The sequence below is a fragment of the Longimicrobiales bacterium genome, assembly GCA_029245345.1.
Taxonomy (GTDB): Bacteria; Gemmatimonadota; Gemmatimonadetes; order Longimicrobiales; family Gaopeijiaceae; genus CALFPJ01.
In genome coordinates this window covers 179501-205621 of record JAQWPM010000019.1, presented here as the reverse complement: position 1 = coordinate 205621, position 26121 = coordinate 179501, and the positions used below count along the sequence as shown (strand labels likewise).

The 26121-nt window shown below is 61.1% G+C and carries 24 protein-coding genes and 1 pseudogene; 16 read left to right on the top strand and 9 right to left on the bottom strand.

Translation table 11 applies throughout. The annotated features are described in order from the left end of the window. Window positions 1-2: 2 nt before the first annotated feature. The 10 genes from P8L30_10925 to P8L30_10880 all read left to right on the top strand — a co-directional run bounded on the left by P8L30_10925 (window position 3) and on the right by P8L30_10880 (window position 12643). Window positions 3-548, top strand: a complete 546-nt coding sequence (locus P8L30_10925; protein MDG2240705.1) for a hypothetical protein — start codon at window positions 3-5, stop codon at window positions 546-548. Between the two features lie 345 nt (window positions 549-893). After that, complete coding sequence (locus tag P8L30_10920) at window positions 894-3020, top strand: peptidylprolyl isomerase (GenBank protein MDG2240704.1); 2127 nt, start codon at window positions 894-896, stop codon at window positions 3018-3020. Between the two features lie 45 nt (window positions 3021-3065). Next, a complete protein-coding gene (locus tag P8L30_10915) occupies window positions 3066-3938 on the top strand; it encodes a DMT family transporter (GenBank protein MDG2240703.1) in 873 nt (290 codons plus the stop codon). A gap of 100 nt (window positions 3939-4038) precedes the next feature. After that, complete coding sequence (locus tag P8L30_10910; GenBank protein ID MDG2240702.1) at window positions 4039-4677, top strand: TetR/AcrR family transcriptional regulator; 639 nt, start codon at window positions 4039-4041, stop codon at window positions 4675-4677. A gap of 20 nt (window positions 4678-4697) precedes the next feature. Further along, window positions 4698-6173: a TolC family protein gene (locus P8L30_10905; protein MDG2240701.1), complete on the top strand. Its 1476-nt coding sequence runs from the start codon at window positions 4698-4700 to the stop codon at window positions 6171-6173. 13 nt (window positions 6174-6186) lie between these two features. After that, complete coding sequence (locus tag P8L30_10900; GenBank protein MDG2240700.1) at window positions 6187-7293, top strand: efflux RND transporter periplasmic adaptor subunit; 1107 nt, start codon at window positions 6187-6189, stop codon at window positions 7291-7293. 6 nt (window positions 7294-7299) lie between these two features. Next, window positions 7300-10872, top strand: coding sequence for an efflux RND transporter permease subunit (locus P8L30_10895; GenBank protein ID MDG2240699.1), 3573 nt, complete (start codon window positions 7300-7302; stop codon window positions 10870-10872). Between the two features lie 93 nt (window positions 10873-10965). Then, window positions 10966-11469: a hypothetical protein gene (locus P8L30_10890; protein MDG2240698.1), complete on the top strand. Its 504-nt coding sequence runs from the start codon at window positions 10966-10968 to the stop codon at window positions 11467-11469. Continuing rightward, window positions 11466-12407, top strand: a complete 942-nt coding sequence (locus P8L30_10885) for an alpha/beta fold hydrolase (protein MDG2240697.1) — start codon at window positions 11466-11468, stop codon at window positions 12405-12407. Before P8L30_10890 ends, P8L30_10885 begins: the two co-directional genes overlap by 4 nt. An 11-nt stretch (window positions 12408-12418) precedes the next feature. Then, window positions 12419-12643: a hypothetical protein gene (locus P8L30_10880; protein ID MDG2240696.1), complete on the top strand. Its 225-nt coding sequence runs from the start codon at window positions 12419-12421 to the stop codon at window positions 12641-12643. Here P8L30_10880 and P8L30_10875 read toward each other — a convergent pair. Together P8L30_10875 and P8L30_10870 are read right to left on the bottom strand one after the other, a co-directional pair. After that, window positions 12615-12899 (bottom strand): annotated as a pseudogene (locus tag P8L30_10875) (CAP domain-containing protein). The gene P8L30_10880 and the pseudogene P8L30_10875 overlap by 29 nt on opposite strands. 136 nt (window positions 12900-13035) lie before the next feature. Continuing rightward, window positions 13036-13830 carry an ion transporter gene (locus P8L30_10870; GenBank protein MDG2240695.1) on the bottom strand — a complete coding sequence of 265 codons (795 nt, stop codon included), beginning with the start codon at window positions 13828-13830 and terminating at the stop codon, window positions 13036-13038. Between the two features lie 141 nt (window positions 13831-13971). Between P8L30_10870 and P8L30_10865 the strand changes: the two genes are divergently transcribed. Next, a complete protein-coding gene (locus P8L30_10865) occupies window positions 13972-14226 on the top strand; it encodes a hypothetical protein (GenBank protein ID MDG2240694.1) in 255 nt (84 codons plus the stop codon). Here P8L30_10865 and P8L30_10860 read toward each other — a convergent pair. From P8L30_10860 to P8L30_10850, 3 genes are read right to left on the bottom strand one after another with little or no spacing between them, the layout of a single operon-like run. Next, complete coding sequence (locus P8L30_10860; GenBank protein ID MDG2240693.1) at window positions 14223-15122, bottom strand: M55 family metallopeptidase; 900 nt, start codon at window positions 15120-15122, stop codon at window positions 14223-14225. The two genes, P8L30_10865 and P8L30_10860, sit on opposite strands and share 4 nt — an antisense overlap. Next, window positions 15119-16117 (bottom strand): nitronate monooxygenase, encoded by a 999-nt coding sequence (locus P8L30_10855; protein MDG2240692.1) that lies wholly within the window; start codon window positions 16115-16117, stop codon window positions 15119-15121. Before P8L30_10855 ends, P8L30_10860 begins: the two co-directional genes overlap by 4 nt. A gap of 9 nt (window positions 16118-16126) precedes the next feature. Continuing rightward, window positions 16127-16612, bottom strand: a complete 486-nt coding sequence (locus P8L30_10850; protein ID MDG2240691.1) for a hotdog fold domain-containing protein — start codon at window positions 16610-16612, stop codon at window positions 16127-16129. Between the two features lie 128 nt (window positions 16613-16740). Here P8L30_10850 and P8L30_10845 point away from each other — a divergent pair, with 128 nt between their 5' ends. From P8L30_10845 to P8L30_10835, 3 genes are read left to right on the top strand one after another with little or no spacing between them, the layout of a single operon-like run. Further along, the gene (locus tag P8L30_10845; protein MDG2240690.1) at window positions 16741-17121 is read left to right on the top strand and encodes a hypothetical protein; all 381 of its coding nucleotides are present in this window, start codon (window positions 16741-16743) and stop codon (window positions 17119-17121) included. 56 nt (window positions 17122-17177) lie between these two features. Next, on the top strand, window positions 17178-18608 hold the full coding sequence (locus P8L30_10840) for an MATE family efflux transporter (protein ID MDG2240689.1): 1431 nt from the start codon (window positions 17178-17180) through the stop codon (window positions 18606-18608). Then, a complete protein-coding gene (locus P8L30_10835) occupies window positions 18605-19285 on the top strand; it encodes a hypothetical protein (GenBank protein MDG2240688.1) in 681 nt (226 codons plus the stop codon). Before P8L30_10840 ends, P8L30_10835 begins: the two co-directional genes overlap by 4 nt. Here P8L30_10835 and P8L30_10830 read toward each other — a convergent pair. Next, entirely contained in the window at window positions 19271-19714 is a 444-nt protein-coding gene (locus P8L30_10830) for a YiiD C-terminal domain-containing protein (GenBank protein MDG2240687.1), read from the bottom strand. The two genes, P8L30_10835 and P8L30_10830, sit on opposite strands and share 15 nt — an antisense overlap. Window positions 19715-19725: 11 nt before the next feature. Continuing rightward, window positions 19726-20673, bottom strand: a complete 948-nt coding sequence (murB, locus tag P8L30_10825) for a UDP-N-acetylmuramate dehydrogenase (GenBank protein ID MDG2240686.1) — start codon at window positions 20671-20673, stop codon at window positions 19726-19728. Between the two features lie 81 nt (window positions 20674-20754). Here murB and P8L30_10820 point away from each other — a divergent pair, with 81 nt between their 5' ends. Continuing rightward, the gene (locus P8L30_10820) at window positions 20755-22554 is read left to right on the top strand and encodes a PDZ domain-containing protein (protein MDG2240685.1); all 1800 of its coding nucleotides are present in this window, start codon (window positions 20755-20757) and stop codon (window positions 22552-22554) included. Further along, window positions 22551-23015, top strand: a complete 465-nt coding sequence (locus P8L30_10815) for a DUF1572 family protein (GenBank protein ID MDG2240684.1) — start codon at window positions 22551-22553, stop codon at window positions 23013-23015. The genes P8L30_10820 and P8L30_10815 overlap by 4 nt, the downstream gene beginning before the upstream one ends. On the opposite strand, the gene P8L30_10810 is transcribed toward P8L30_10815, so the two are convergent. Both P8L30_10810 and P8L30_10805 read right to left on the bottom strand, forming a co-directional pair. Next, the gene (locus P8L30_10810) at window positions 23012-25051 is read right to left on the bottom strand and encodes a D-aminoacylase (GenBank protein ID MDG2240683.1); all 2040 of its coding nucleotides are present in this window, start codon (window positions 25049-25051) and stop codon (window positions 23012-23014) included. The two genes, P8L30_10815 and P8L30_10810, sit on opposite strands and share 4 nt — an antisense overlap. 525 nt (window positions 25052-25576) lie before the next feature. Then, window positions 25577-25978: a hypothetical protein gene (locus tag P8L30_10805; GenBank protein MDG2240682.1), complete on the bottom strand. Its 402-nt coding sequence runs from the start codon at window positions 25976-25978 to the stop codon at window positions 25577-25579. Window positions 25979-26121: the final 143 nt, after the last annotated feature.

Here is a 26121-nt window from a genome sequence, read left to right as displayed (position 1 = left end):
GCGTGGATCGGTCACCTCTAACGTTGGTGGTAGCGCTCACTGTCGGGACGGTCATGGCTTCGCCCGAAGTCGCTCTAGGACAGGTCGTCGTAACAGAGCAGGAGGCTGCAGCGGAGCCAGAGGTGACGGAGGGTGATTCTGTCCGGGTCGTGCAAGAGGGTGCGATATCGGTCGAGGCGATCGCAGTTGTGATTCAGGGTGAGCGCATGTTGCTGCGAACCGATGGCGTCGTGGCTCTCTGGCCCGTTTCGTTATCTGAGATGCACCGCCTCGACGTACTTCGTCCGCGCACGAAGTCGGAAGGCTTCCGATATGGTCTTGGCACGGGCCTGGCGGGGGGACTCTTTATTGGGGCTGCGGTCGGCTTGGTGCTGTATTCGACGGGTGCGGTCGGCAGGGAAGACGATCCTCAAGCGGAGTTGCTGATACAAACGACGCTCAGGGGTTCCTGGATCGGGAGCCTCGTCGTGGGCATCATCGGGGGCTTTAGGGGCGCCGCCGATCCCGGGTACGGATGGCGCGCCGTGGAGTTGGACTCCGGTCGCTAGCGATCAGATCCCTGCATTGAGGCCACCGTCACCCGAGATGACCGCGCCAGTGATGTTGCGCGCCTTCCTTTGCGAACGTCTCGGCTATAGCGCGCCCAATCCCGGATGTGCCTCCGGTGAGCAGCGTAGTACGACCCTAGAATTCCTTCGCCCAGCCTCACCAGTGAATCGTCCAGCCACGGACAAAATGGGGTGAGAAGGCCCTGACACGTTTGGGTGAGTGCGACACAACGGTGGGGATGGCCCGTCTTAGAGTCTGCGTCGAGAGCTGCTCGCACTCGTTCTTGTCGGCCTCTCCACTGGAGGCGAGACTTGGGACGCCGAACCACAATAGGGAGTCATTCGATGAGCACACGATCTTCGTTGAACCAGTGTGGGCACTGGGTGCCCGCTGGCTTGGCGGTCTCAGTCGTTCTCATGTTGAACGCCTGCGATGCGAGTCGGGCAGGTCGGGCTGAAGCTCTCGATCTTCGCGATGGGGACGGTCTCATGCATGACGTCGGTCTGCAGGGGATCGTTGATCTTCAGGTAGATCGGAACGGCACCACACTGGCCGTGATGCTGTCGGACGAACGAGCCGACGTCCGCGCTCGGGCGGCGCTTGCACTCGGGTCTGTGCAGGACCCGGACGCCCTGGATGCGCTCGTTGTCACCCTGATGGAAGATCCGGACCCAGGCGTGCGGCGAGATGCCGCGTTTGCCATCGGTCAGCTCGGGCTCGACGCAGCGGTTCCTGCTCTGCGCGATGCGCTGGGGTCGGAGAGCGACGACGATGTGGTCGATAGGGTCTTGGAAGCGCTCGGAAAGATACCTGCGGACGAGGCCACACAAGTCTTGCTTGGTGCCGACATCGCCACCGGCCACGAAGCCCGTCGGGCCTTGGCGTTGTCGGTAAACGGTGCGGTACATCAGATCCAGTCGAGAGATGCCTTGGACTTCCTTTTGGCCCACCTCGATCATTCGGACGGCGATGTCAGGCGCGGAGCTGCATACTATTTCGGCCGGACGAATGCGACGCAGAATTGGTCGCCACGAGCGGCCCGTGTGCGCGAAGCCCTAGATGGATTGGGCTCAGGTGATCCAGCGGCCATGTACCTGGTGCAGGCTCTTGGGAAGCTTCAGGCACCGGATGACGCGGGCAGGCTCTTGGCGTGGGCTACTGGGAACGCCGAATGGCGCACACGTGTCGAGGCGTTGACGGGACTTGGAGGACGTCCGCTCACGGACGAGAGCCGCGCAGCCCTGATCGCGACGCTTGACGCCCCGGTGGAACATGTGGCCTTTGGGGCAGCGGTGGTGCTCGCCGCTGAGATGCAGCCACCGAGCGTTTTAGCTCGGCTCAAAACATGGGTAGAGGTAAACCCCCAACGTCACATCGTGGTGGAACCCCTTCTCGCGGTTCTTGCGAGACAAAACGAGCGAGAAGTCGTATTCGATTGGGTCGACGCTCTCTCTGCAGACGACACGCGTGGATGGGCCATTGGGTTGAACGCACTGGGCTTCCTGAGTGGAACCGAGGCCCTCGATCGGCTGGGCCGGGCTGTCGCGTCTCCCGCGGAGGAAGTCACGGCTGCGGCTATCTTGGCTCTCTCGGACCGATGGGTGTCGGATCAGAGAAATCCGGCCCTCGCTGCTACCTATTTCGATCTGTTTTCGAACGCTGTGCTGGCAGGCAACCCCAACGCGGAGTTCACTGCTGGGCAGCGCCTCGTCGAAGGTGCCTTCAGCGACATGGGGGCGCCTGATGTCATAGTCGCCGCATATGAAAGCAGGCTCGCGGGTGGAGATCCGCGCCGGGCGGCACAAATGCTCCGTCTGGTCGCGATGGTCCAGGCGCCAGAGGCCGAAGGGCTCCTTCGCGACGCGCTTGACCACCCGGCCGCCGTGATTCGTAGTATTGCTGCGAGTGGGCTTGAGACGCTGACAGGTGAAGTGGTGGTGGTCGATACCGAGTCCGACGGCGAGGAAATCCGACGCGGGAGTGTCGATCTTCCCTATGATCCGACCGTCATCGATTGGGAATATCTCGGTGAATTGGGCAACGCCCCGGAACTCCGGTTCGAAACGGACCGTGGCGCTTTTGTCGTGCGATTGGTTCCGGAAGAGGCTCCCCATACGGTACAGACGATGGCAAGGCTGGCCGAAGAAGGTGGCTTCGGTGGCAGTCCATTCCACCGCGTGATTGCGAACTTCGTAGTGCAAGGTGGGGACGTTGATGGAGGGACGGGCCGGGGCGGCCCGGGCTTCCAGATCACGAGCGAATTCAACACGCTGCCCTACCAACGTGGCTCGATCGGCATGGCCAGCGCCGGGAAGGACACGGAGGGTTCGCAGTTCTTTCTCGCCCATTCGCGTCTTCCACATCTGGACGGCGGGTACACGGTGTTCGGATGGGTTGTGGAGGGCATGGACGTGGTGGACGCGATCACTCGTGGAGACCGAATTATGTCTGTTTCGCTGCAGCGCGATTGACCCCGTTTCCGATTGTAGTCCGCTGGGCGTGACGGCGTCGTGAGGATGCCGCGGATCGTTCGGGACGTCCCGCGAGGGCTTCGGCTGATGGCAGCCGGGGCCCTCGCGTTTTCCGTCATGACCGCGATCGCGAAGCTGGTTGGATCCCGTCTTCCGCTCTTTGAGTTGGTCTTCGGCCGTTCCCTCGTGATGCTTGCCTTGGCTGCCTTCGCTCTCCGGCGTCAGGGGCGCTCCTTCCGGGCGACTGAGCCGAGGCTCCTTGTACAGCGAGGTCTCTTCGGCTTTGCGTCGTTGGTGTGCTATTTCTATTCGGTGATCCATCTGCCGCTCGCGGACGCGACCGTGATCTTCTTTGTCAACCCCGTGATCACTGCCCTGGTCGCTGTGGTGGTCTTGAGGGAACACATGAGGTGGGCCCAGGTCCTTCTCGTAGCCGTCAGCCTCTCCGGCGTGGTTGTGGTAGCCCGGCCGGAGTTCCTCTTTGGATCTTCCGAATCCTTGGACAGCTTGGCGGTCGTCTCAGGCGTCCTGGCCGCGACGTTCGGCGCCGGCTCCTACGTCACCATCCGCAAGATTCAGAACGATCCGCCGCTGCTTGTTGTTCTCTATTTCTCGGGGATTACCTGCATGCTGTCCTTCCCCTTCGTGTTGCGGGCCCCAGTCACGCCCTCTGCAGCTGATGTCGTGTTGCTGATCGTAATGGGCGTGGCGACCCACCTTGGGCAGCTCTGGGTCACTTGGGGATTTCGCACTGAACGTGCCGGACGAGCGTCGGCAGTGGGCTATTTGCAGATCGTCTTTGCGGCATTCTGGGGTTGGATTCTATTTGCCGAAGTGCCTGACGCATGGACGTGGATTGGTGCCGGTATCGTCGTTGGCTCCACGCTCAAGTTGGTGAAGATACATCCGATTCGTTGATGTTTCGTGCATCGCTTGCACCATTTGGAACTAAACACCGTTATCGCCCGTAGCGGCTTAAATATTGACCTCAATTTCGGTCTTGTTTACGGTGTTCACCATGTCTGATCAACGAGAAACAATCCTGGCCGCCGCTGTCGAGCTCTATTTGAAGGGCGGCCTCGACGGGTTTTCCATGCGAAAACTCGCGCGGGAGGTTGGGGTTACGGCGCCGGCGCTTTACCGGCATTACGAAGGGAAGGAGCACGTCCTCGCGGACGTGATGCGGGAAGCGCACCGCGCCTTTATGGCCAACATGTACCGAGCGCTGGAAGCGCCCACACCGCTGGATCGGTTCTTCGCGGCGGGTGAGGGCTACCTCGATTTCGCTCTCAAAAATGCTCGGTGGTACGGAATGATGTTCTCCGGGCCGGGACAGATCGGGATGGACGAGCTTCCGGAGGACATCGAGGCCATGGGGTGTGCGATCCACCAGTTCTGGATTGATCGGGTCCGTGAATGCATGGACGCAGGCATTCTGAAGGAATCCGATCCGGTGCAGACGTCGCTCACCATGTGGGCGCACGCGCACGGTTTGGTGCAGCTGTACCACCAGGGGCACTTCCCGATTGAAGAGGAAGCTTTTCGAGGGCTCTTCGAGGAGTCGGGCGCCAGAATGATGCGCGGCGTCGCGACTGACGACTTCTCCGAGCAGCTGTCGATCCAATACATCAATGACGAAGCGGCGGTGGAAGGGTGACTACACGAATGGGAACAGGCATGAATGACATAGATGGGTGGACATTCACGCGTCCGCTGGCATTAGCGGCCCTCCTGCTTGTCGGGCTATTCGCCGACGGCGCGTCGCTAGACGCCCAGGAACGAGCCTTCGGTCTGGAGCAGGCCGTCCGGCGAGCCCTGAGCAGCAACCGAGACGTCATCTCTGCCCAGCTGGGGCTTCAGGAGGCTGAAGAGCGGGTGTCCGAGGCGTGGGGCAACGTTTATCCGACGGTTGACCTGAACGCAGGCTATACCAGAAATGTGTCACCCACGGTGAACTTCCTCCCGGCTCAGATCTTCGATCCGGCCGCTGGGCCCGATGACTACATCGGGGTCCGGTTCGGTGCGGACAATCAGTGGAACTCCACGCTCAGTATAGAGCAGCCGATCTTCCGGCCCAGCGTCTTTGTTGCCCTTGGCGCGGCCGGCCGATTCGAAGACCTCCAGCGGGAGTCCGTGCGTGGGCAGACTCAGGCTGTTGTTACTCGGGTCAGGGTCGCGTACTACCAGCTGCTGTTGGCGCAGGAGCAGGAGCGGCTTACCGAGAACTCAGTGAGTCGAGTCAGGCAGTCACTCACGGAGACTCAGGCCCTGTATCGCGCGGGATTGGCCTCGGAGTATGCCGTGCTCCGCCTTGAGGTCGAGTTGGCGAATCTGGAGCCGAACCTGAGACGCTCGGAGAACGCGGCCCGGCAATCTCGCCGCCTGTTGGCGGTCGAGTTGGATGAACCGAACCAAGAATCCGTCGCGGTCCTCGGAGAATTGGCAGAGATGAACCTGGACGATTTCTCGGCCAATTCGCCTGCGAACCAAGAGATTCTGTCCTTCATGGGTTTCGAAGACGCCGGGTCTCAGGATGCAGCGCTCCGATCGGCTGTAGAGCTTCGCTCCGACGTTCGTCAACTCGGACTCAACGAGGCGCTTGCTCGCACCGAGATGAAGCTCGAGCAGGCGCAATACCTGCCAGAGGTGACCCTCTGGGGCAACTATGTGATCAACGCACAGGACAACGGCAGCCCGAATTTCTTTGCGCGAGGGGACGGTCAGCGAGCGTATTCGCGGCTCGTCGGTCTCCGCGTGAGCATCCCTATTTTTCAGGGGTTCAAGCGGGACGCCCGCATCGACCAGAAGCGGGCGCTGGTGCGGCAAGCCGGAGCACAGGCGGCACAGGGGCTCGATCGAGCGGCCTCGCAGGTGAAGGGCCTGGTTGAATCGACAGAGGAAGCCAGTCTGAGGGCGCGTGCACAACGACGGGCGGTGGAGCAGGCCTACCGCGGCTTCGAGATCGCGAGTGCGCAGTACAGAGAGGGCATCTCGAGCCAGCTCGAGTTGACCGATGCAGAGGTGGCATTGAGGCAGAGCGAGTTCAACTACGCTCAGTCTGTATACGACTACTTGGTTGCTCGGGCGCAGCTCGACGAAGCCACGGGCCGGGTGCCCTTGGTGGACGTCGATGCGGCCAACGACCGGTTCTAGGCGGACTTAAACCATGAAAGCCATCATGGAGATAATAGAGATGAAGCGGATGCGGATGATTGGGATGCTGACGGTTGCCGGAACGATTGCGGTGGCAGGATGCGGTGGGACTGAGGCCGACGCGACCGACAGAGCCGCTACAGCAGCGGAGTTTGTGCGGGTGATCAATGTCGAGACTCAGCGAGTAGTACCGCAGAGCTTCGTCGAGGACATCCGGTTGACCTCTGCGGTTCTCGCAAATCAGGACGTGATGGTCGCGGCGGAAGAGAGTGGGGTCATCCGCGAACTTTTCGTTGACAAGGGACGGCGGGTCTCAGAGGGTGACCCGATCGCTCGGATCGACGATCGGCTGCTCTCCGCGCAGTTCGAACAAGCGCAAGCCGTTGCGTCTCTGGCGTCGCAGACGTGGGAGCGGCGCAAGCGGCTTTGGGAAGACGACCAAGTCGGCTCAGAGATCGCGTACCTGGAATCCAAGTATGCAGCCGAGCAAAATGCCGCGAACGCGAGAGCTCTTGAGGAACGCCTTGCGCGGACAGTGATCCGGGCGCCCTTCTCCGGAATGATCGAAGAGCGGCACGTGGAAATCGGCTCGATGGTGAACCCGGGGCAAAGCGTCGTGCGCTTGGTAGACCTGAACCCAGTGAAGGTCGTTGCCGGTGTGCCCGAGCGGTACGCCACCGACGTGGCGGTCGGCGCCGTCGCCACGCTGACATTTGACGTGCTCGGTGATGAGATCTTCAGCGCGCCGATCCATTACGTGGGGTCCACGGTCGAGGCGAGCACTAGGACGTTTATGATCGAGGTCATCGTCGCGAACGATGAAGGCATGATTAAGCCCCAGATGGTCGCGAACATGTCGGTGACACGCCGGCAGGTGGACGACGCCGTCGTTGTTCCCCAAGACGCTCTGGTCCGAGTGGAAGAGGGTTATGTCGCCTTCGTAGTGTCCGAATGGAATGAAGGCACCGTCGCCGAGGTCCGGCCCGTTATGCTCGGCCCGACACGCAATAACCTCGTCGTGATCGAAGAGGGAATTGAAGCGGGAGAGCTCCTCGTTGTCGTCGGGCAGAAATCCGTCGCTGACGGGGATCGCGTCAACGTTGTACGTGAGCGGGAGTAAGGGGCCATGACAGACCCAACACAGCGTTCCCCGGAGGAAGGCGGGGCACCCCCCGAGGGTAAGGGTCGGATCCTTGAGCGTTTCAAGGAGTTCCGGCCCACAAGCTTCGCCATTGAGCACAAGACGTCGGTGATGGTGCTCTTAGTGATCATCACGCTCATGGGGGGACTCTCGTACCAGGCGACTCCGAAAGAGTCCTTCCCGGAGTTGGCCATCCCGATCATCGCAGTGAACACCGTGTATCCAGGTGTGTCACCGGCCGATGTTGAGAGTCAGGTCACCCGGATCATCGAAGAGGACCTTTCGACGATCAGTGAAGTGAAGGACCTGACCTCTACCTCGATCGAAGGTTATTCCAGCATCGTAGCAGAGTTTGACCCTTCGGTGAATCTGGACGCTGCAATTCAAAAGGTCCGTGAAAAGGTCGATCTCTCGAAACCAGATCTGCCCCAGGATGCGGAAGAGCCAACGATCGTTGAGTTCAACTTCTCCGAAATCCCGATCATGCAGGTCAATCTCTCGGGTGAGTATGGCCTCGTCCGACTGAAAGAGCTCGCGGAAGAACTGCAGGATCGCATTGAGACGCTCCCGTCCGTGCTACGAGCGGACCTACGCGGCGGACTGGAGCGAGAGGTCAAAGTCGATGTCGACCTTGGCAAACTGCAGTACTACGGGCTGGCTCTGAATGACGTCATCGAAGCGATTCAGAACGAGAACGTGAACATCCCCGGTGGTTCGATCGACGTGGGAGACACGAAGTACTTGGTGCGCGTCGATGGAGAAATCGTCGACCCCGCATTGATTGGTGACTTCGTTGTCTTGCTCAAGGAGGGGCGCCCCATCTACATCCGTGATGTGGCGACCGTGGACTTCGGATTCGCCGAGAGAGCAAGCTACGCTCGCCTGGGCGGTGACGCGGTTGTGACGCTCGACGTGATCAAACGCTCGGGCGAGAACATCATCGAGACCGCGGCAGCGGTGAAAGCGGAAGTCGACGCCATGGCTCCGCTGTTCCCACCGACGACCACCGCCACGATTACCTCGGATCAGTCCGAGCAGATCGAGGACATGGTCTCGAGTCTGGAAAACAACATCATCTCTGGTCTGATTCTGATCGTGGGCGTGCTCCTGTTTTTCTTGGGAGCCGGCACATCGATGTTCGTGGCTGTTTCCATTCCGTCGTCGATGTTCTTGTCCTTCATAATCCTGAAGGTCATGGACATTTCAATGAATATGGTCGTGCTGTTCAGCCTGATTCTCGCGCTTGGGATGTTAGTCGATAACGCGATTGTCGTCGTTGAGAATATCTACCGCTTCTTGGAGGAAGGGTGGGACCGCACACTTGCGGCGAAGAAGGCCACGGGTGAGGTCGCCCTTCCCATCATCGCCGCAACCGCGACGACACTCGCCGCGTTTGCTCCTCTTCTGTTCTGGCCCGGACAGGTCGGTGAGTTCATGGGCTACATGCCCAAGACGCTCATTGTCACGCTCTCGTCTTCGCTCTTTGTCGCGCTCGTAGTCGTCCCGACCTTGTGCGCGATGTTCATGAAATTGGACAGTGAAGAGCGCACAGCGATGCGGCCAGCCATGCGTTGGACGCTCATGGCTTCCGCGGGATTGCTGCTCCTCATGATTGCGGGGATCAATCCACTGTCGGCTGGCCTGCTTGCGGCGACGTTTGTCGGACTCTGGGCCCTGTACAAGTTCGTTCTGGAAGGCCTCTCGCGCAGCTTCCAGACCGTCGCGTTGCCGGCAATGATCGACAAGTACGAGACATCGTTGCGGTGGGCACTCGATCACCGACTGGTCATTCTCGGCGGTACGATCACTGGCTTCGTAGCGACGGCGATCGTCTTCGGCGTATTCAGTAAAGGTGTCGAATACTTCCCCGAGTCGATGCCACCCGCACAGTTGCTTGTCGATGTAGAGACGCCGGTGGGCACGCGCGCTGCGGTGACGGACTCGATCGTGTTCGGACTCGAGGCTGAACTTGCGGCCATGAGCGGACAGGACGACTGGGAGTCCGTGGTCGCGGTAACGGGCGGTGGAGGTGGCGGTGGCAACCCGATGGGAGGAGGCCCGTCGGGACCGGAGGGAGGTCGCCTGTCGGTGTCGCTGGTCGATTTCCAGGACCGCGAACAGGACGCGTTCGACATTCTCGCGACCATGCAGGCGAGCGTTGGGCGTGCGGTTGCGGGTGGAACAGTGACCGTCGACAAAGTGCAGGACGGGCCGGCTCAGGGTGCTCCGGTGAACATCGAGATCGTGGGTGACGACGCGGAGATCCTAAAAGCGCTCTCATCCGAAGTGCTTGACATCCTCGAGGGTGCACCGGTCTATCCGATGCTCGTTGGGCTCGAGAGTGACATGGACGATGCGCGGCCCGAACTCTCAGTCGATGTCGATCGTGAAAAGGCAACTCTATACAACCTGAACACGTCGAAGGTCGGTCGGGCAATCCGTGGAGCGATCAACGGGGTCGAGGCGGCTAAGTACCGTACCGGAAACGACGAATACGACATCATCGTCCGGCTGGCCGAGGGGTACAGACAGGAGCTCGAGGGGCTCCGTGAGTTCACCGTCATGGCGGAGGGTGGCATTCAGGTGCCGCTCGTATCCGTTGCGACTTGGAGTGTTGAAGAGGGAGCCGGTGCGATCCGACGGAAGGACCAAACCCGAATGGCGACCATCTCTTCGGATGTTGCTGCGGGCTACGCTAACAACGCGGTGCTTGCCGAAGTCCAGGCGACTTTGACGGACTTCGGCCAGACGATGCCTCCCGGGTACACCCTTCGGTACACGGGCCAGTCTCAGGAGCAGGACGAGGCGACGGCGTTCCTAGGAGGTGCATTTCTGACGGCGTTGATGTTGATCGGCTTCATCCTCATCAGCCAGTTCAATTCGGTCGTGAAACCCGTCATCATCCTGACATCGGTCATCATGTCGATCGCCGGTGTGTTTATCGGTCTGCTGATCTTCCGGATGCCGTTCGGCATCATCAACACGGGTGTCGGCATTATTTCGTTGGCCGGAATCGTGGTGAACAACGCCATCATCCTCATTGACTACATCGACATCCTGAGGGAACGTGATGCGATGGATCGACGTGAGGCCTTGGTGCAGGGTGGGAAGACTCGTTTCCGCCCGGTGGTGCTCACCGCGACCACGACGGCGCTCGGCCTCGTGCCGCTTGCGATCGGATTGAATTTCGACTTCTTCGGCCTCTATGGCTCCCTCAATCCGCAGCTTTACTGGGGCGGAGAACAGGCGGCGTGGTGGGGACCGATGGCCGTTGCGATCATCGCGGGCATTCTGTTCGCCACATTCTTGACCTTGGTCTTGGTGCCGGTGATGTACTCGCTCGTCGACGACGCCACGTCGTTCCTAAGGAGGCACTTCACACACTCTAGGGACGCCGAGGTGTCCGATTGGGGCACTGGTAGTGCCTCTGGCCGCCTCCAGCACGAGTCTGCACCGATGCCTCGAGTTGCCGAGCCGGGCCCCGCGGACGTCGCTCGTGAACAGATCGTTGCCCCATTGGGCGGATCCGGTCTCACGCCGCAGCCCGAGGCTGGATAGTCGCCATGGGTTGGCCCTCGCGCTGACGAAGCGAGTGGAGCAACTTTGCGCGTCCACAAGACCTCTCCCGCTCCAGATCGGTAGCCAGGACGGATGAACCCACGCGACAAGACCGAAGATGTACGGGTGGCGCCCGAACAGGCCGTCGGACAGGCGATCCAAGATCTCACAGCCGCGCGGCTGGGGCGTGGATTCATCCCGTTGAGTGTCCTGGCGTTGGCAGGTGTCGTCCAGGCGGTCCGCGGCCCCGGTGGACTCGGGGAGGGACTCGTCCTTGGTTTCGGGGCCCTCGCTGCAAGTGTGGCGATGCTCGGATTCGGACTCCGCGTCTCCCAGCTGGCGTTCGGCTTGCCGGAGCGAGCCTGGATGCGGCTGGCCATGTGGGGAAGTTTGGTCCCCCCAGTCTATGCCGTTTATGTGCTAGCCTGGCGAGGCCTCTGGGGATTCGTAACGGGAAGTGGGGCCAGTGGGGCCATTGCGGCCTTCTTCTTTGCTACGATGGGTAGCTGGGCGATGCGGTCTTGGATGCGAGTGTCGGAGGTTCAGAGATTGTCGAAAGTGGTCGCGATGGGACTGTCCACGGAGAGCGCAGAGTGATCGGGCGTGTGATGCGACTCGGTATCTTGGTGGCAGTTTTTGCGACTGTAGGCCTTTCGGTAGCGAAGGCCCCGGCGCCGATGGCTCGCCAGGGGCTGCTGAGCCTTGAGAACGCGCGCCTCTTCTACGAGGTCACCGGGTCCGGTGAGCCGATCGTGATCGTGCACGGTGGCCCAGGGCTGGACCACAACTACCTCCAGCCGGGCATGGATGTGCTCGCGGATCGAAATACGCTGGTGTACTACGACCAGCGCGGGACCGGCCGGTCGGATGCCCCGCTCGACACTTCGGCGGTGAACCTCGACGCTTTCGTCACAGATATCGACGCGTTACGTCAGGCGCTCGGGTACGAGCAGGTCACTCTGTTGACGCACTCGTTCGGGACGTTGTTCGGGATCGAATACGCGCGACGGTATCCTGAGAATCTGAGGGGCCTGATTCTGATGGCGCCTGTGGAGCCTGGGCAGCGCTTCGCGGATCAGGCCGCCACCCGCCAGGCCAGCGCTCGGACGGAAGAGGATGCAGCCGATCTAGCCGAGCTTACCAGTTCTGAGGCGTTTCAGGCCAGAGATGCCGCCACGTTGAGCGAAGTGTATCGGGTCGCGTTCAAGGGCGCGTTTCGAGATCGGGCGCGCATCGATGACCTTCAGATCGAACTCTCGGCGAAGACGGCGCAAAACGGACAAGACGTCGGGGCTCTTCTCGGGCAAAGCCTAGGCACCATTGATTGGTGGGATCGTCTCGGCGCCATCCGGACGCCGACGCTCGTGGTCCACGGCCGGCAAGACATCGCGCCGATCTCCATGGCTCGGGCACTATCAGAGGCCTTCCCGAATGGGAGCCTCGCGCTTCTCGACAGTGGACACTTCCCCTATATCGAAGATCCGGGCGGGCTCACTTCAGCCATCTCGAGCTTCTTCGTAGATATCGCACGTTGAAGGATCGGCCAATGCGTCGCGTCGTCATCGTTTTGGCGATCTACGTCGTGGTTACCGTCCTGATCCTTCCCGTGACCGATTGGGCTAAGCGGCTCTTCGCGCTTCCTGGACTCTTCTCGGATCTCGTTCGAGTCGGGTTGGTCCTGGGATTACCGATCGCGGTAATCCTAGCCTGGATATACCCAACGTTGGGCCACGGCGACGGGCCTACGGGTGGCATCCCCCCGGAGGGTTGAGAGGGGCCTCCGGGAACGCCCCGAATACGACGACCCAATAGGCGCGGAAGGCCGTGGCTCCGTCCTCTGCGTAGCCCACTCCGGTGTGCTCGGCACCGGGGTCCATATTGTTGCGGTGGTGGCTGGGAGAAGCCTCCCATGCGGCGAGGGTCGCCGACGCTGAGGAAAAGCCACCGGATGTGTTCTGGGACACGAAGTGCCACGGGTAGCGTTCCTGATCCACCCGGTACGCCGTCAGACTCCCGTCTGATCCGTCGTGCCCTGACGAATCTGTTGTACGCCATGTCTTCCGCGTGCGTCTGAGCCGCTCTAATCAGTCGGCGGTCAACCCGAAGCGGAAGCGTGGGGCAGGCATCTCATGTGATCTAGTGCGCTTGGGCCAGTACGCCGTTTCAGGCGTTCTCGAACGGGGACGCGCAGCGCCGACAGAACATGGCTGACGCATCCGACTCGCTGAATCCGCAGGAAATGCAAAGCCTCGCGTTCTCCGTCCTTTCGGGTAATCGCGCGGCAGTGATCTCAGCAGTGACAATACCAGTCGGTACTGCGATGATCGCGTAGCCCAAGACCATGACCATGGAGGCCAGCATCTGACCGACCGGGGTAGCCGGAGCGATGTCGCCGTACCCTACGGTAGTCAGCGTCACGATGCCCCAGTACATCCCCCTTGGGATGCTCGTGAAGCCGGATTCCGCACCCTCGATTAAGTACATGAGTGAGCCGACCACCACGACGATGTTCAGCACGGCCAACAAGAAGACGGAGATCTTGAAGCGGGAGGCGCGGAGCGCAGTGGAAAGGACCGAGGCCGCGCCCATGTATCGCCCGAGCTTCAGGACTCGAAATACCCGCATGACGCGCAGGATTCGGATAACGACGAGCACCTGCCCGCCGGGGGCGAAAAGGCTCAGGTAAGTAGGTATGACCGACAGTAAGTCGATCAGGCCGAAGAAGCTGAAGATGTACCGGCTCGGTTTTTCCACGGACCAAACGCGAAGTGCGTACTCCACGGTGAAGATCCCTGTGAAGAACCACTCGAGACCAACGAACCAGGCCGAATAATCACTGCTCAGAGACTCCACCGACTCGAGCATGATGGTCAGAATACTGAGCAGGATCGCGACGATGAGCATGACATCGAAGAATTTGCCGGGGCCAGTATCATTCCCGAAGATCACTTCGTACATCTGTGCTCTCGAAGAGCCGTCAGTTGCCGCTGGTTCGATGGGTTGCATACGCGTCGGTTTGAGGGTGGTCGGTTCTACCAGAGACAAGCTACCGTGTGTCCGGTTCGCTCCGCATCTGCTGCTCCTAAGAAGGGAGGTGATATGTCCATCAGGCTCCGTTCGATGACCCCCGACGATTGGTCATCCGTTGCCGAGATCTACCGGCAGGGGATTGCCCCGGACGACGCCACCTTCGAGCGGGAAGTGCCGACCTGGGACACATGCCGCCTCAAGCCATTCCGGGTCGTGGGGACACGGAACCGGATCGCACAGTTCTACGATGGGCGATGGCGAGATACCGTCTTTATGGGTCGGCGATCTGATGTCTGCGGACTGGACTGGGCTGCCGGCGCCTAAGGCGTGATACCCACCCCGTATGACGTCGTGAATTCGATGAACTTGGAGATCTCCGTCATGTCGACTCCAATGAAACGAATCGTGTGGGAGTCCACCCGCTCTACATTGGGTAGGTACGCCATCAACTCCGCGGGCATGTAGTTCTTGAACGAAATGTCGAGGGAGACAGGGCCGTCCATAACGTAGGGCGTGAAGTCGTCGAGGCGGCCGAGTGCTGCACGGACCTTGTCACCAATGAGATCATAGGCTGCTTCCGGCATGATCGTTCGGGCGGAATGGAAGCCCAGGCTCTCTTTGACCACCGCGCCTTCCATGTCGCCGATGATCTGATGGGCCTCTTCGACGACAGCATCATCACCCGAGATCATGATCACGGGCACGCCGAAGTCGCCGGCGATGGCGGCGTTGATGCTCGCTTCCATCATGGGTATGCCGTTCAGTTTGACGGACGTCAAGTTCCCGCTCGATATGGTGTGCGCGCGGACGCCGCGCGTGTTCGTTGTGCTCGAGTGGTACCCGATTAAGATGGCGGCGTCGAACGAAGCATCGATGCCCTCCATCATCATCAGCGGCCGAGGCCACGAGCGGATGAGCTCGATGTCTTGCGGGAGCTCTTCGATGAGCAGGTTCTCTCCGTTTCCGTGAGAGTCGGAGACCAGGATCTCTGTGGCGCCCATGTCCCGGGCCGCCGCGATCGCAGCGTTCACTTCCTTTGTCATGATGCGTCGGAAGGTCTGGTACTCGAATCCAGTTGGGCCCAATTGGTCACTCGTGACCGCTCCCACCACGCCCTCCATATCAGCTGAGATGTATACCTTGAGGCCTTCCTGGGCCGCGATTGGGGTGGCGATAACGGTGAGGGCAGCGAAGAAAGCCCACAGGTGTATCCGCTTCATGGTGTCTCCAGTTTTGGGGCCGCCCGGGCGGCCTCAGCGTATCGATTTACGATCTCGGAAGCAGGTAGGATGTCGTTGATGCCAGCCACGGACCGACCCGCCTGCCAATACTGTTTTCGGCCCTCTTCGTCGAGCGAGGTGCCTTTGAGTTCCCAAGTCGACTTCAAGGCATAAATGGCTCGCATAAGGTGTTTCGTCTTGTGTCCCCGCAACATCCACCGAGCCAGGGGGCCGGCCTTCGTCCCCAGTCTGCGCACGTAGGGGGTGTTGATGACGGCGACCGGGATCCCTGTCAGCCGCTCAGTCAGGACGATGTCGTCTTCCTGGGCATCGAGAATGGCCTGTTTGTAGGGTGCGCCGGCGCGGCACTCCTGCGTGGCGATGAAGCGGGTGCCCATCTGGACACCGGCGTACCCGAGGCTCATGGCGCGCGCGAAATCGGCAGGCTGACCCACGCCTCCTGCACAAACCACGGGCAGGCCGAGATCGCCCACGTCATCCAGGACCTCTCTCAGTCCGAGGGGGCCAGCGTGTCCGCCCGCTCGCTTGTTGACCGCAATGAGTCCGTGCACGCCCGAGTCCACCGCCTTCTCAGCCCATTTTTTTTCTGTGACGTCGTGGTAGACGATGCCACCGACCTGTGCAACCCGGTCGACGACCCATTTCGGTTTGCCGAGCGAGGTGATGAAGAAGCGTACTCCTTCTTCGAGCGCGGTATCGATCCACTTGACCATACGCTCGTGGTATGTCTTGGATGATGCTTCGATCAGCGCGTTCATGCCGATCGGTTTGTCCGTGGTTGCCTTGATGAGTTGCAGCCCGGCCCTGAACTCGTGTCCATGCACATAAGTCAGGGAGACAGGCTGTACGACCCCGAGGCCACCGGCTTCGGACACGGCGGCCACGAGTTCCGGGTTTGAACACGGATACATCGGGCCACAAATGAGCGGAATTTCGATCCCCGTGTGCTGGGTGAGCGGCGTGTGCAAGTCCATAATCGGCGGTCAGTCCCGCGTCTTCACCGGGCCGAGGAGCCAGGTGGCGTTTACGGTTGCGACGGTGTCGCCTTCGGCATCGCGGATGATCGCTTCCACTTGGTAGTCCACTGAGTCGGTCACTTCGGGAATCGCACATTTGGACTCGGCGATCAACACGCCGCGCGCCTTCTTCGTGTACGTGATGCTGTATCCGGTGAGAATGCCGCGGACCGTGGAGGGCATCGCACCCAATACCGCGAGACCCGTCGCGAGTTCGCCGACGTTGGCGAGGGCCATCGCGTGTACGGAGCGCAGGTGGTTACGCACGGAACGCCGCTCTGTGAGCTGTGCTCGAACGTGGCCGGGCTCGAAATGGAGCACTGTCGGTCCGAGTCGCCCCGTGTAGGGGACCATAAGGCCGAGAAGTTTTGAAAAGATCCACTTGCCGCCGGGGAGGGGAGACAGTTGCGCCCATAGGCGTCGAAGACGGGTACCGGGAGATTCGTAGGACATGACGACCCTTCCGAGGAGAAGCGGGGAACGCGCCAATCTTCGGGGGTACGCATGCAGGCGGCAACGTCGGGGTCCAACGTGATGGCCAGTGAGGGTTGCATACGGAGGCAGATTTGAGCCACAGGAGAATGAGATCGAGCCTGAGATGGAGCCTCCGCGGACTCGTCGGGTCACTCGTGCCGTTCCTCACGGGTTGTGACATCTCCTACGTGCTCGACATCCCCGAAGCGGGGTACCTCCTCGAAGCGACGGTGACCGCCGTGGTGTGGGCTGTGGCGAACCTCGTGTACTTCGAACAGAAGCGTCGCGGCACCCAGAGCGTGAGCCGATTCATCGCGTTCTGGCTCGGAAACCCCGCAACGTGGGTGACCTTTTTCATGCTCTCAGAAGGCTCTCATGCGGAGCTGAAAGCGCCACCGGACGATGAAGCCGAGCTGTTCCGAGAGGTCAGAAAGGACCGCCGCCTGCGCGCGGCGAGAGGGGATCCGACGGCACCCCACACGGACTGAGGGGTTTGCGCAGTCTGCCCGAACAACCCTTCCGTACATTGCCCCTTGGAGCGCCCGTGACGGGAGACCCCCCCACTATGCCACCGGTCGGCCCACGTGTCCCGATTCGGGCGTATCGCCCGAGGCGTGCGGACGTGGTCCAACTCGGCCGATTGGCGGCTCCTGTCGTGTTGGTACAATTGGGCCTCATGGCCATGGGGGCCTTGGATACCGTCATGGTTGGCCGAGTCTCCGCGACTGACCTCGCGGCGGTGGCGATCGGGAATCTCTACTTCTTCGGCGTTGCGGTCTTTGGTATGGGCGTGCTATTCGCCCTCGACCCGGTCATTGCTCAGGCTGTGGGAGCGGACGACGATGTCGCCGTGGCTCGTGGAGTCCAACGAGGATTGGTTCTGGCCATCGGACTGACGGTACTTGCATCGGTGCTGCTCATACCTGCCGGCCCGCTCCTGACGTTCTTTAGACAGCCGGCAGACGTCATTCCCGTGGCGGCCGCATATGCTCTGGTGGCCATCCCCGGAGTGTTTCCGTTCTACGGCTTCGTCTTGTTCCGACAATGCCTGCAGGCCATGGGTCGAGTGCGGCCTATCGTTTGGACTGTGCTCGCGGCAAACATCGTGAACTTCGGGCTGAACTGGGTGCTCATCTACGGAAACCTTGGGGCACCCGCGCTCGGGGCCGTCGGGTCGAGTTGGGCGACGAGCTTAAGTCGGTGGTTCATGCTTCTCACGCTCATGTTCGTCTCTTGGCCACTGATCCGCCCGACGATACGTCCGTTCAGGCCCGAGGTGCTCCGGACCGTCCCCCTCGTCCGGTTGCTCCGTGTAGGAGTGCCGATCGGCGGTCAACAGTGGCTCGAATTCGGCGTGTTTGGAGCGGCTGGTCTCCTCATGGGACTTATAGGCACGGTGGCGGTCGCGAGTCATCAGGTCGCTCTCCAACTCGCAGCCGTCACGTTCATGATCCCCGTGGGGGTTGCCCAAGCCACGAGCGTCCTGGTGGGGCAAGCCGTCGGGAGAGGAGATCCGCCGAGCGCCCGGCGGTCAGCCGGTGCGGGGCTCGTTGTGGGGACAGCGTTTATGACCGTCACGGCCCTGATGTTTCTCACGGTGCCGGAAACGCTGGCCACATTCTTCAGCCGCGACACTCAGGTGATCGCCACGGCTGTTCTTCTTCTCCCGATCGCAGGCGTCTTCCAGATCGTAGACGGGTGGCAAGTCGTGGCGGCTGGTGCACTTCGCGGCGTCGCGGACACACGCGTTCCGATGATTCTCAACCTGGTCGGATTCTGGCTGGTCGGACTTCCCGCGTGTGTCGCTCTTGGCTTTTGGGCGGACATGGGTCCCCGCGGCGTTTGGTGGGGGCTCGCGCTCGGCCTCGGCGTGGTTGCCCTTCTCCTGTTGCATCGGATCAGGAGACGCTTCGGACGCGAGCTACGCAGGTTGCTGATTGACGAAGGCGAAGTGCCAGCCGCGGAGCCGGTATGACCGAATCACGAGGTCCGGCGAAGGCCGTTGAGCACCACATCGAGATCACCCGGCAGGCTAGGTATTGGGAACTCGGTGAGGACATCGAACACCCGCGAGAGGTCTGGCACGTCTTACACGGCTACAAGCAGTTGGCGTCGAGATTCATTCGACGCTTCCAGCCCATCGACGATGGGACCCGTAGGATCATTGCGCCGGAGGGGTTGTCCAGATTTTACATCGGCCAGGAGGCGGGGCGGCACGGGCCCGCTTCCAAAGTGGGGGCTACGTGGATGACCCGAGAAGACCGGGCACACGAAATCGAGGACTACGTCGCCTACCTCGACCGGCTCCAAAATGCTCGCCGCGCTGAGAATGCCCACATGACAGTTCTCGGGTTCTCTCAGGGTGTCGCGACTGCGGCGCGCTGGGTGACAGCCGGAGAAGTGCAGCCTGACAGGCTCGTGTTGTGGGGAGACGTACTTCCGCCGGATCTCGACCTTGAACGCGCGGGAGAAGCGCTCCGGTCTGTTGACGTTGTTCTGGTGCGAGGCACGGAAGACCGGGCGATCTCCGATGCGCTGGCGGAACGAGAACGCGGTCAGCTAGCCAAGGCGGGTGTCGAGTACCGAGTCGTCGAGTACGGGGGAGGGCACGAGATTGATCGGGACGCCCTGATGGCATTAGTTGGTGGATAACTCCCGTAGAGTCGCCACGTAAGAGCCCCGGAAAGAGCAAGCTACTTGGCCCGCCGAGTGCACCGTCGCCTGGACGTGAATTCGCGCTTTACCCTTCCGTTTTAACGTCCGAGTGAATCGCTCCCACTCCTCCAGCGGAATATCTCCGCAACGCGCCACTAGACGGTCCTGGATCGGTTTGTCGTAGTGCACTGAGCTCTCGTGGATGACGGTATGGGTCTTGAGACCTGCCCGCCGCAACTTGAAGTGCACGTGAGTCCATCCGGAGAGAATCGCCAACGTCGCAACACTACCGCCGAAGGCCGTTCCACGGTGGTTGAGATTCGGCTCAAGGGGCGCGGCGAGCGCGACTGCCTCGTCATCGGCGGAGATAACGGTGGTCTCCATCGCCTTCGACAGCGGGATGTGTTCGTGGAGATACTTCTCCAGCTCTGCCGGACTCAGAATTCGCCCACGAACGCGATTTCCGGGACGAGATCGTAGCCTTTCTCTCGACTCACAGTGCTCTGAGCGAGGTCGATGAGCGTACGCACCTCCGCGGCCGTCGCACCGCCGAGATTCACGATGATGTTCGCGTGTTTATGGAATATGCGAGCGCCACCGTTCGTGTGGCCCTTGAGACCGCACTCGTCGATCAGGCGGCCCGCCCCGATGCCTTCGATCTTCTGAAAGATCGATCCCGCGCACGGGTACAGCCAAAGGTCCGGGTGGCGATCGTCACGCCACTCCAGATTGTCCCGCATCACGCGGCGGAGTTCGTCGAGGGGTGTGGGTTCGAGCTTGAACGTGGCCGAGAGGACAACGTCGTCGCGGTGATGTAGGACGCTCTCGTCGTACCCGAACTCGAAGTAGTCGACGCCAACGGTTTTACGTTCGCCGTCCTCTGTGAAGAGATCCGCGCTCTCGAGGACCTCCTCGATGAAGACGGTCCGTTCGCGTGCGGGGGCTGGCGAGAGAAAGTGGAGGTTCTGCCATAACGCGCCCCCGACAGTGCTCGGGATGCCAACGAAGTGGTGGAGGCCGCCGAGCCCCCGGGCAACCGTAGCATCGATGAGGTTGGGGAAGGTCTCCACACCAGCTCCGGCACGTACCGTTGTCTCGTCGAGGAAATCGATGCCGTCCACCTCGACTCTGATGACGAGGCCGCGAAAGCCGCCATCACCAACGAGAATGTTTGCACCCTTACCCAACAAGAAGTGAGGCACGCCGAGTTCGCGGACTGCCTGCAGAGCGAGCACTAGCTCGTCCGGCGTCCGAGCCCGATAGAGAAGTGCCGCGGGGCCACCAATTCGAAACGTTGTCATGGGTGCGAGCGGGACGTCGCGCTCGATGCGCTCAGCGCCCAAACGGGTCGCGAGCGCCCTGAAGACCTCTGATATCGACGTCATGGCGCTAACATAGCCCTAGCTTTCGGCGACAGGTAGCTTGCGGCCGTTCGAAACGACTTCTTCTTCGCGGTGGATCGAGTCATGCGTTCCTTTGGTGCTCTCTCGCTCTTCACAGCAGTCTTTGCAGCGTCACTCCAGGCCCAAGAACCTGTCCGGTACTCGATCTCGTTCGAGAACCGTGCCCATCACGAAGCCGAAATCACCGTACTGTACGAGGGACTGGATTCCTCGCCACTCGAACTGAGGATGAGCCGGACGTCCCCAGGGCGCTATGCGCTCCATGAGTTCGCCAAAAACGTGTACAATTTTCGGGCCACGGGTGCAAATGGTCGTGACGTGACCGTTTCTCGGCCCAACGTCCATCAATGGGATGTGGCCGGCCATGGCGGCACCGTACGGGTGAGCTATACGCTCTACGCGGATCACTCGGACGGCACGTACGCCGGGATCGACCGGACCCATGGCCATCTGAATATGCCAGCCACGTTCATGTGGGCCCGTGGTCTCGAGCAGCGCCCCATTGAACTGAATGTGGATATCCCCGAAGGGAGCGATTGGCGTGTCGCCACTCAGCTCGCTCCAACAGATGAGATAACGCGCTTCACAGCTCCACACCTCTACTATTTCTTGGACAGCCCCACGGAGGTTTCGGACTTCTGGGAAAAGAAGTGGGACGTCGACGGCCAGACGGTACGGGTTGCGCTGCACCATGCCGGCACGGATGCGGAGGCTGAGGAGTACGCGGAGGCCGCTGCAGCGATCGTGGATGGGTCCCGAGACGTGTACGGAGAGCTCCCGACCTTCGACTATGGCGAGTACACCTTCCTAGCTTGTTACCTCCCGTGGGTGGATGGCGATGGTATGGAGCACCGGAACTCGACGGTCCTCACCAGCACGGGCTCCTTGGAGTCGAACATGCTTGGTGTCCTCGGTACAGTGGCGCACGAGTTCTTCCACGCGTGGAACGTGGAGCGGATTCGACCGACGACGCTCGAGCCCTTCGACTTCGAAGAGGCCAACATGTCCATGGAACTCTGGTTCGCCGAGGGCTTCACGAGCTATTACGACGACTTGATCCTGTGGCGCGGCGGCCTCGTAGATGACGCAGAGTTCGCGCGTAGGATGGGTGGTATCGCGAATTCAGTGACCAACGCGCCCGGGCGAGCGCATTCCTCTCCCGTCCAGATGAGCATGCAGGCTCCGTTCGTGGACGCGGCAACGGCAGTCGATCCAAATAACCGCGGAAATACCTTCCTGTCGTATTACACCTGGGGCTCCGGAGTAGCTCTGGGGCTCGATCTAACGCTGCGAACATCGTTCGACGGGATCACGCTAGACCACGTCATGCGAGAGATGTGGCGTACGCACGGCATTCCGGAGCGCTCCTACAATGTCGACGACATCGAAGCAGCTTTGGCCCGTGCAACCGGAGACCCGATCTTCGCTCGTTCATACTTCGACGCTTACGTACGCGGCACCCAGGCTCCGATGTACGCGAAGTTGTTGGCCGCCGCCGGCATCGAACTCGGCCCGGCACGCCCCGGCCGTGCGTGGATGGGCAATCCGAATCACGTCCAGATGCGCGGTGGTGCAGCGACCGTGACGGCGACCCCCGTGACGGGCTCTCCGATGTACGAAGCCGGGTTGGATCGAGGGGATCGGATCTTGACTCTGAACGGCGAAACAATCGACGCGGACACGTCCGTGCGAGCTGTTCTCCAGGCGCACTCCCCAGGTGACGTAATCGCTGTCCGGTACGAGAGCCGCGGAGGGGAGTATGAAGCACAGATGACTTTGGTGCCGGACCCCGGGCTCTCAGCATCGCTGCGTGGCGATCCTAATGGGTTCATGCATATCTGGAAGGAGGCGGTAGCACGATGAGCACACAGGGTGAGGACTTCGCGACGATCTATGGGCGCGAACTGGATCGGCTGGCTGGCGAGATACGTGCGTATTCCTCGGAAGCAGAGATCTGGACGGTGAGCGGCGACCAAAAGAACAGCCCCGGAACACTGGTGTTGCATCTCTGTGGGAACCTGATGCACTTCATTGGGGCAGGTTTCGGGGTGACGGCATACATCCGGGACAGGGAAGCTGAGTTCGCCGATCGTTGCACCCGGAACGAACTCCTTACCGAAATCGCAGAAACACGCGAAATCGTCACGCGTGCGTTGGCTACGCTGTCCGACGAGGTGATGGACGGGCGTTATCCCGGCCGGCCTCCGTCGAGCATGGACGGTGTGGGCACGCGTCTGTTCCTGATGCACCTCTTGTGGCATATCGGATGGCACGAAGGGCACATCTATTACCATCGCCTGGGCGGCGGGGCAGAGTCCCTCTAGTTACGGCCTCGGCGCAGTACACGTCCCGGTCTTAGATCGCGGTACGCGCCGTCTTCGACTTGCACGGTGCCGTTCACGATGACCCAGTCGATGCCGGTCGGGTACTGGTGTGGGTCTTCGAACGTCGCGTTATCGATGACCGTTGTGGGGTCGAAGATCACGAGATCTGCATACCACCCTTCGCGGATCTGACCACGTGTTCTGATGCCCATGCGTTCCGCAGGAAGGGCGGTCATTTTCCGGACTGCTTGTTCGAGGGTGAGTATGCCCTCATCTCGGGCGTAGCGCCCGAGCACGCGGGGGAAGGTGCCGTACCAGCGTGGGTGCGGGTGCCCGTCCCCTGGCTCTGTCAGGCGCCCGTCTGACGCGATCATCGTCCAGGGGTGCGCCATGATACGCGCGACATCTTCTTCGTCCATCGCGTGGTAGATCGCACTCGCGCCGCCGCGACGAACGGCCTCCGCTACGAGCCTTGCACCCGTGGCGGGAGTGGGATCGAGACCGTCCCGTAGGGCCCAGTCACGGAGCGTCTTCCCTTCGAGTGACCGGTCCCAAGAGACCAGAGCCAACTGAACGCGACTTAGGTCGTTTCCGCCCCGATCGTTGATGATGTTGAATGCGATGCCGTCCAAGATGCTGTCCGCTAGCGCTGGGCTGTCCATGCGCTCCAAGAAGGCATCGTTGCCGCCCGCGAGTGCCCATGCCGGTACCAGCACGGTGATCCCGGTATAACTCGCAGTGTAGGGGTACTGGTCGATCATCGCGTCTGTGCCGGCCCCTCGCGCGGAGTCGACCATCGCGAGTGTAGTGACGGAGGAGCCCCACATGGGTTGTCCGACGACCTTGTGGTGAGTCAGAACGATGGGAATGTCAGCTTGTTTGCCGATCTCGAGTGCTTCACCGACCCCTCCAAGGAGCCCGAGGCCCTCCTCGCGCAGATGAGATGTATAGAAGCCGCCTTTTTCACCGACGACCCGAGACAGCGCGATCACCTCAGAGAGTTCGGAAAAGGCCCCTGGGAGATATTTGAGCCCCGTGGAGATGCCCCACGCTCCCTCGTCCATAGCCTGCCTGACCATCCCTTGCATGCGGGCCAGTTCAGACGCCGTTGGGGCACGGTTTTCCAGGCCCATAACGTTCCCACGAACCGTGTTGTGCCCGACCATGAACCCGACATTCATGCCAACTCCGAGCGCTTCGGCCTCCTCCATGAGCCCAGCGATCGGCCATGGGCCACCACCGTCCGGGTTCCCAAGAGCGGTTGTCACGCCCTGTCGGACGTGACTCTCTGCCCCAGGTAGTCGGAGGAGCGGGTCGAGGTGCGTATGTAGGTCCACGAACCCCGGACTCACGATCAACCCGACGGCGTCGATCACCCGGGTGGCACGCGCCGGATCCAACGGTACCGGCGAGACTCGCGCGATGCGATCGCCCACAATCGCGAGGTCTGCCGCGAAGCCGGCGGCGCCCGTTCCGTCCATGATCGTTCCGCCCCGAACTAAGACGTCCCAATCCGCCACGGTCTCCTGTCGGATATAGGTGCCGTCGAAGCCAACGTTCCAGGTGTCGCCGCCATCCGTCGATGACTCCCACAGCTGTCTGACGCGGTCTCGACCTCTGTCTACGCGCGACCATGTAATTCGGTTGAGCGTGACATTCCCGGCGGTGTCTTGGGTCTCTCCATGCATGACCATGACGTCGCCCCTGTAACCGCCCTCTAGCTGAAGCAGCAATCCGGCGTTGTCCACCCACGTTTGGTGCCACACATCACGGGAGATGTCATAAACGTTGAGACTCTCGCCTTCGTAGCCCGACGGGGTCGTGTAGTGCTCTCTGAGTGCACACTGAGCCAGGATGGGGCTGATCGTGTTGTGGCCAGCAAGGGCCCCGTTGGCTGCCCGCACGACCCATCGTCCCTGCCAGAAGTCGAAGTGCCGATACTCCTCGACCGAGCAAGCCCGTTCCTGAGCCGCTGTAGGGGCAGGGGGTGCCGAGAACAGAGCGGACACGACTGCGAGCAGAATAGTGCGGCGCATGGAGCGCATCTCCTTAGGAATGGTGTGCCGAAAGGTGTGGGGAGGTGGAAGCCTGGGCCAGTCGTGCGATTTCGGGAGTTAGCACTGTTCGTTAATGGGACGAGTCGTCCCGGGATCGTACGATGCACAGATGTCGAATCGAGGTCACAAGAATCATGTAAAGCAATACACAGTTATGTATTACAGCATGTCATGCGTGTTTGGCACGGCCCTTTCTACAGAGGATCCAAAGTGAGCGAACGCGGGGGGCGATGTTGTGAGGGGTGGAGTGGCCGGTGATCAGCCAGCCAGATCTGGTCGAGTTCTCTCTTGTGTCTTCGAAACAACCATCAGCGGTTTCACGGGCAAGCTGAGGGACGAGTTTCTGAACGGTGAGATCTTCTACACGCTGCCCGAGGCTGTCCTCCCCAGTACCGTGGAGAATGTCTTGATTTCAGAAGGGCACGGTGGGACGCTGAAGTTGGAGAGCAGAGCAGAGGCGCGAGGGCCCGCATCACGATCCCAATGGGCCTCGCGGACTAGGGCTCACTGCTCCTCGGTCGCACGCACGGATATAGAAGTGTCCATTTCCGCCCATGTGCCGCCCGCCAGGTCGATCCGGACGGTGAAGCGCCAGTTTCCGACTTCGTCCAACGGGAAGTTCGGGACCTGGTATTTACCGGCTCCGATCCCAGTGGCCGCGTACTCCTGGCTTTCGCGGGTTTCCGTTGGAGGCGTCGCGATCACTAATACCCCGGCTCCGTTGAGCGGGCGCCATGTGAGATCCGTAACTGCCACAGTGAACATGACCGGACCCATTGTCGGCGGCTCGGGAGCGACCGTAACCCGCATGTCCACCTCCGCATTTCCGCGAATGCCAGGTCCGCCGCATGCGGAAAACACGAGGCAGGCGAAGGTGATGACGGTGGCACGGCGACTGACGATCACATGATATCCAGGGTTCAGGGGCGTGGCGAAACACAAGGTAACTCGGGCCCCTAGATGCGACACGCAGCCGAAGTGAGATACCCTGTGTCAGAATGAGTAGAAGAGGGACCCAAGGCGATCAACCAGCTCTTCTTGTTTGACAG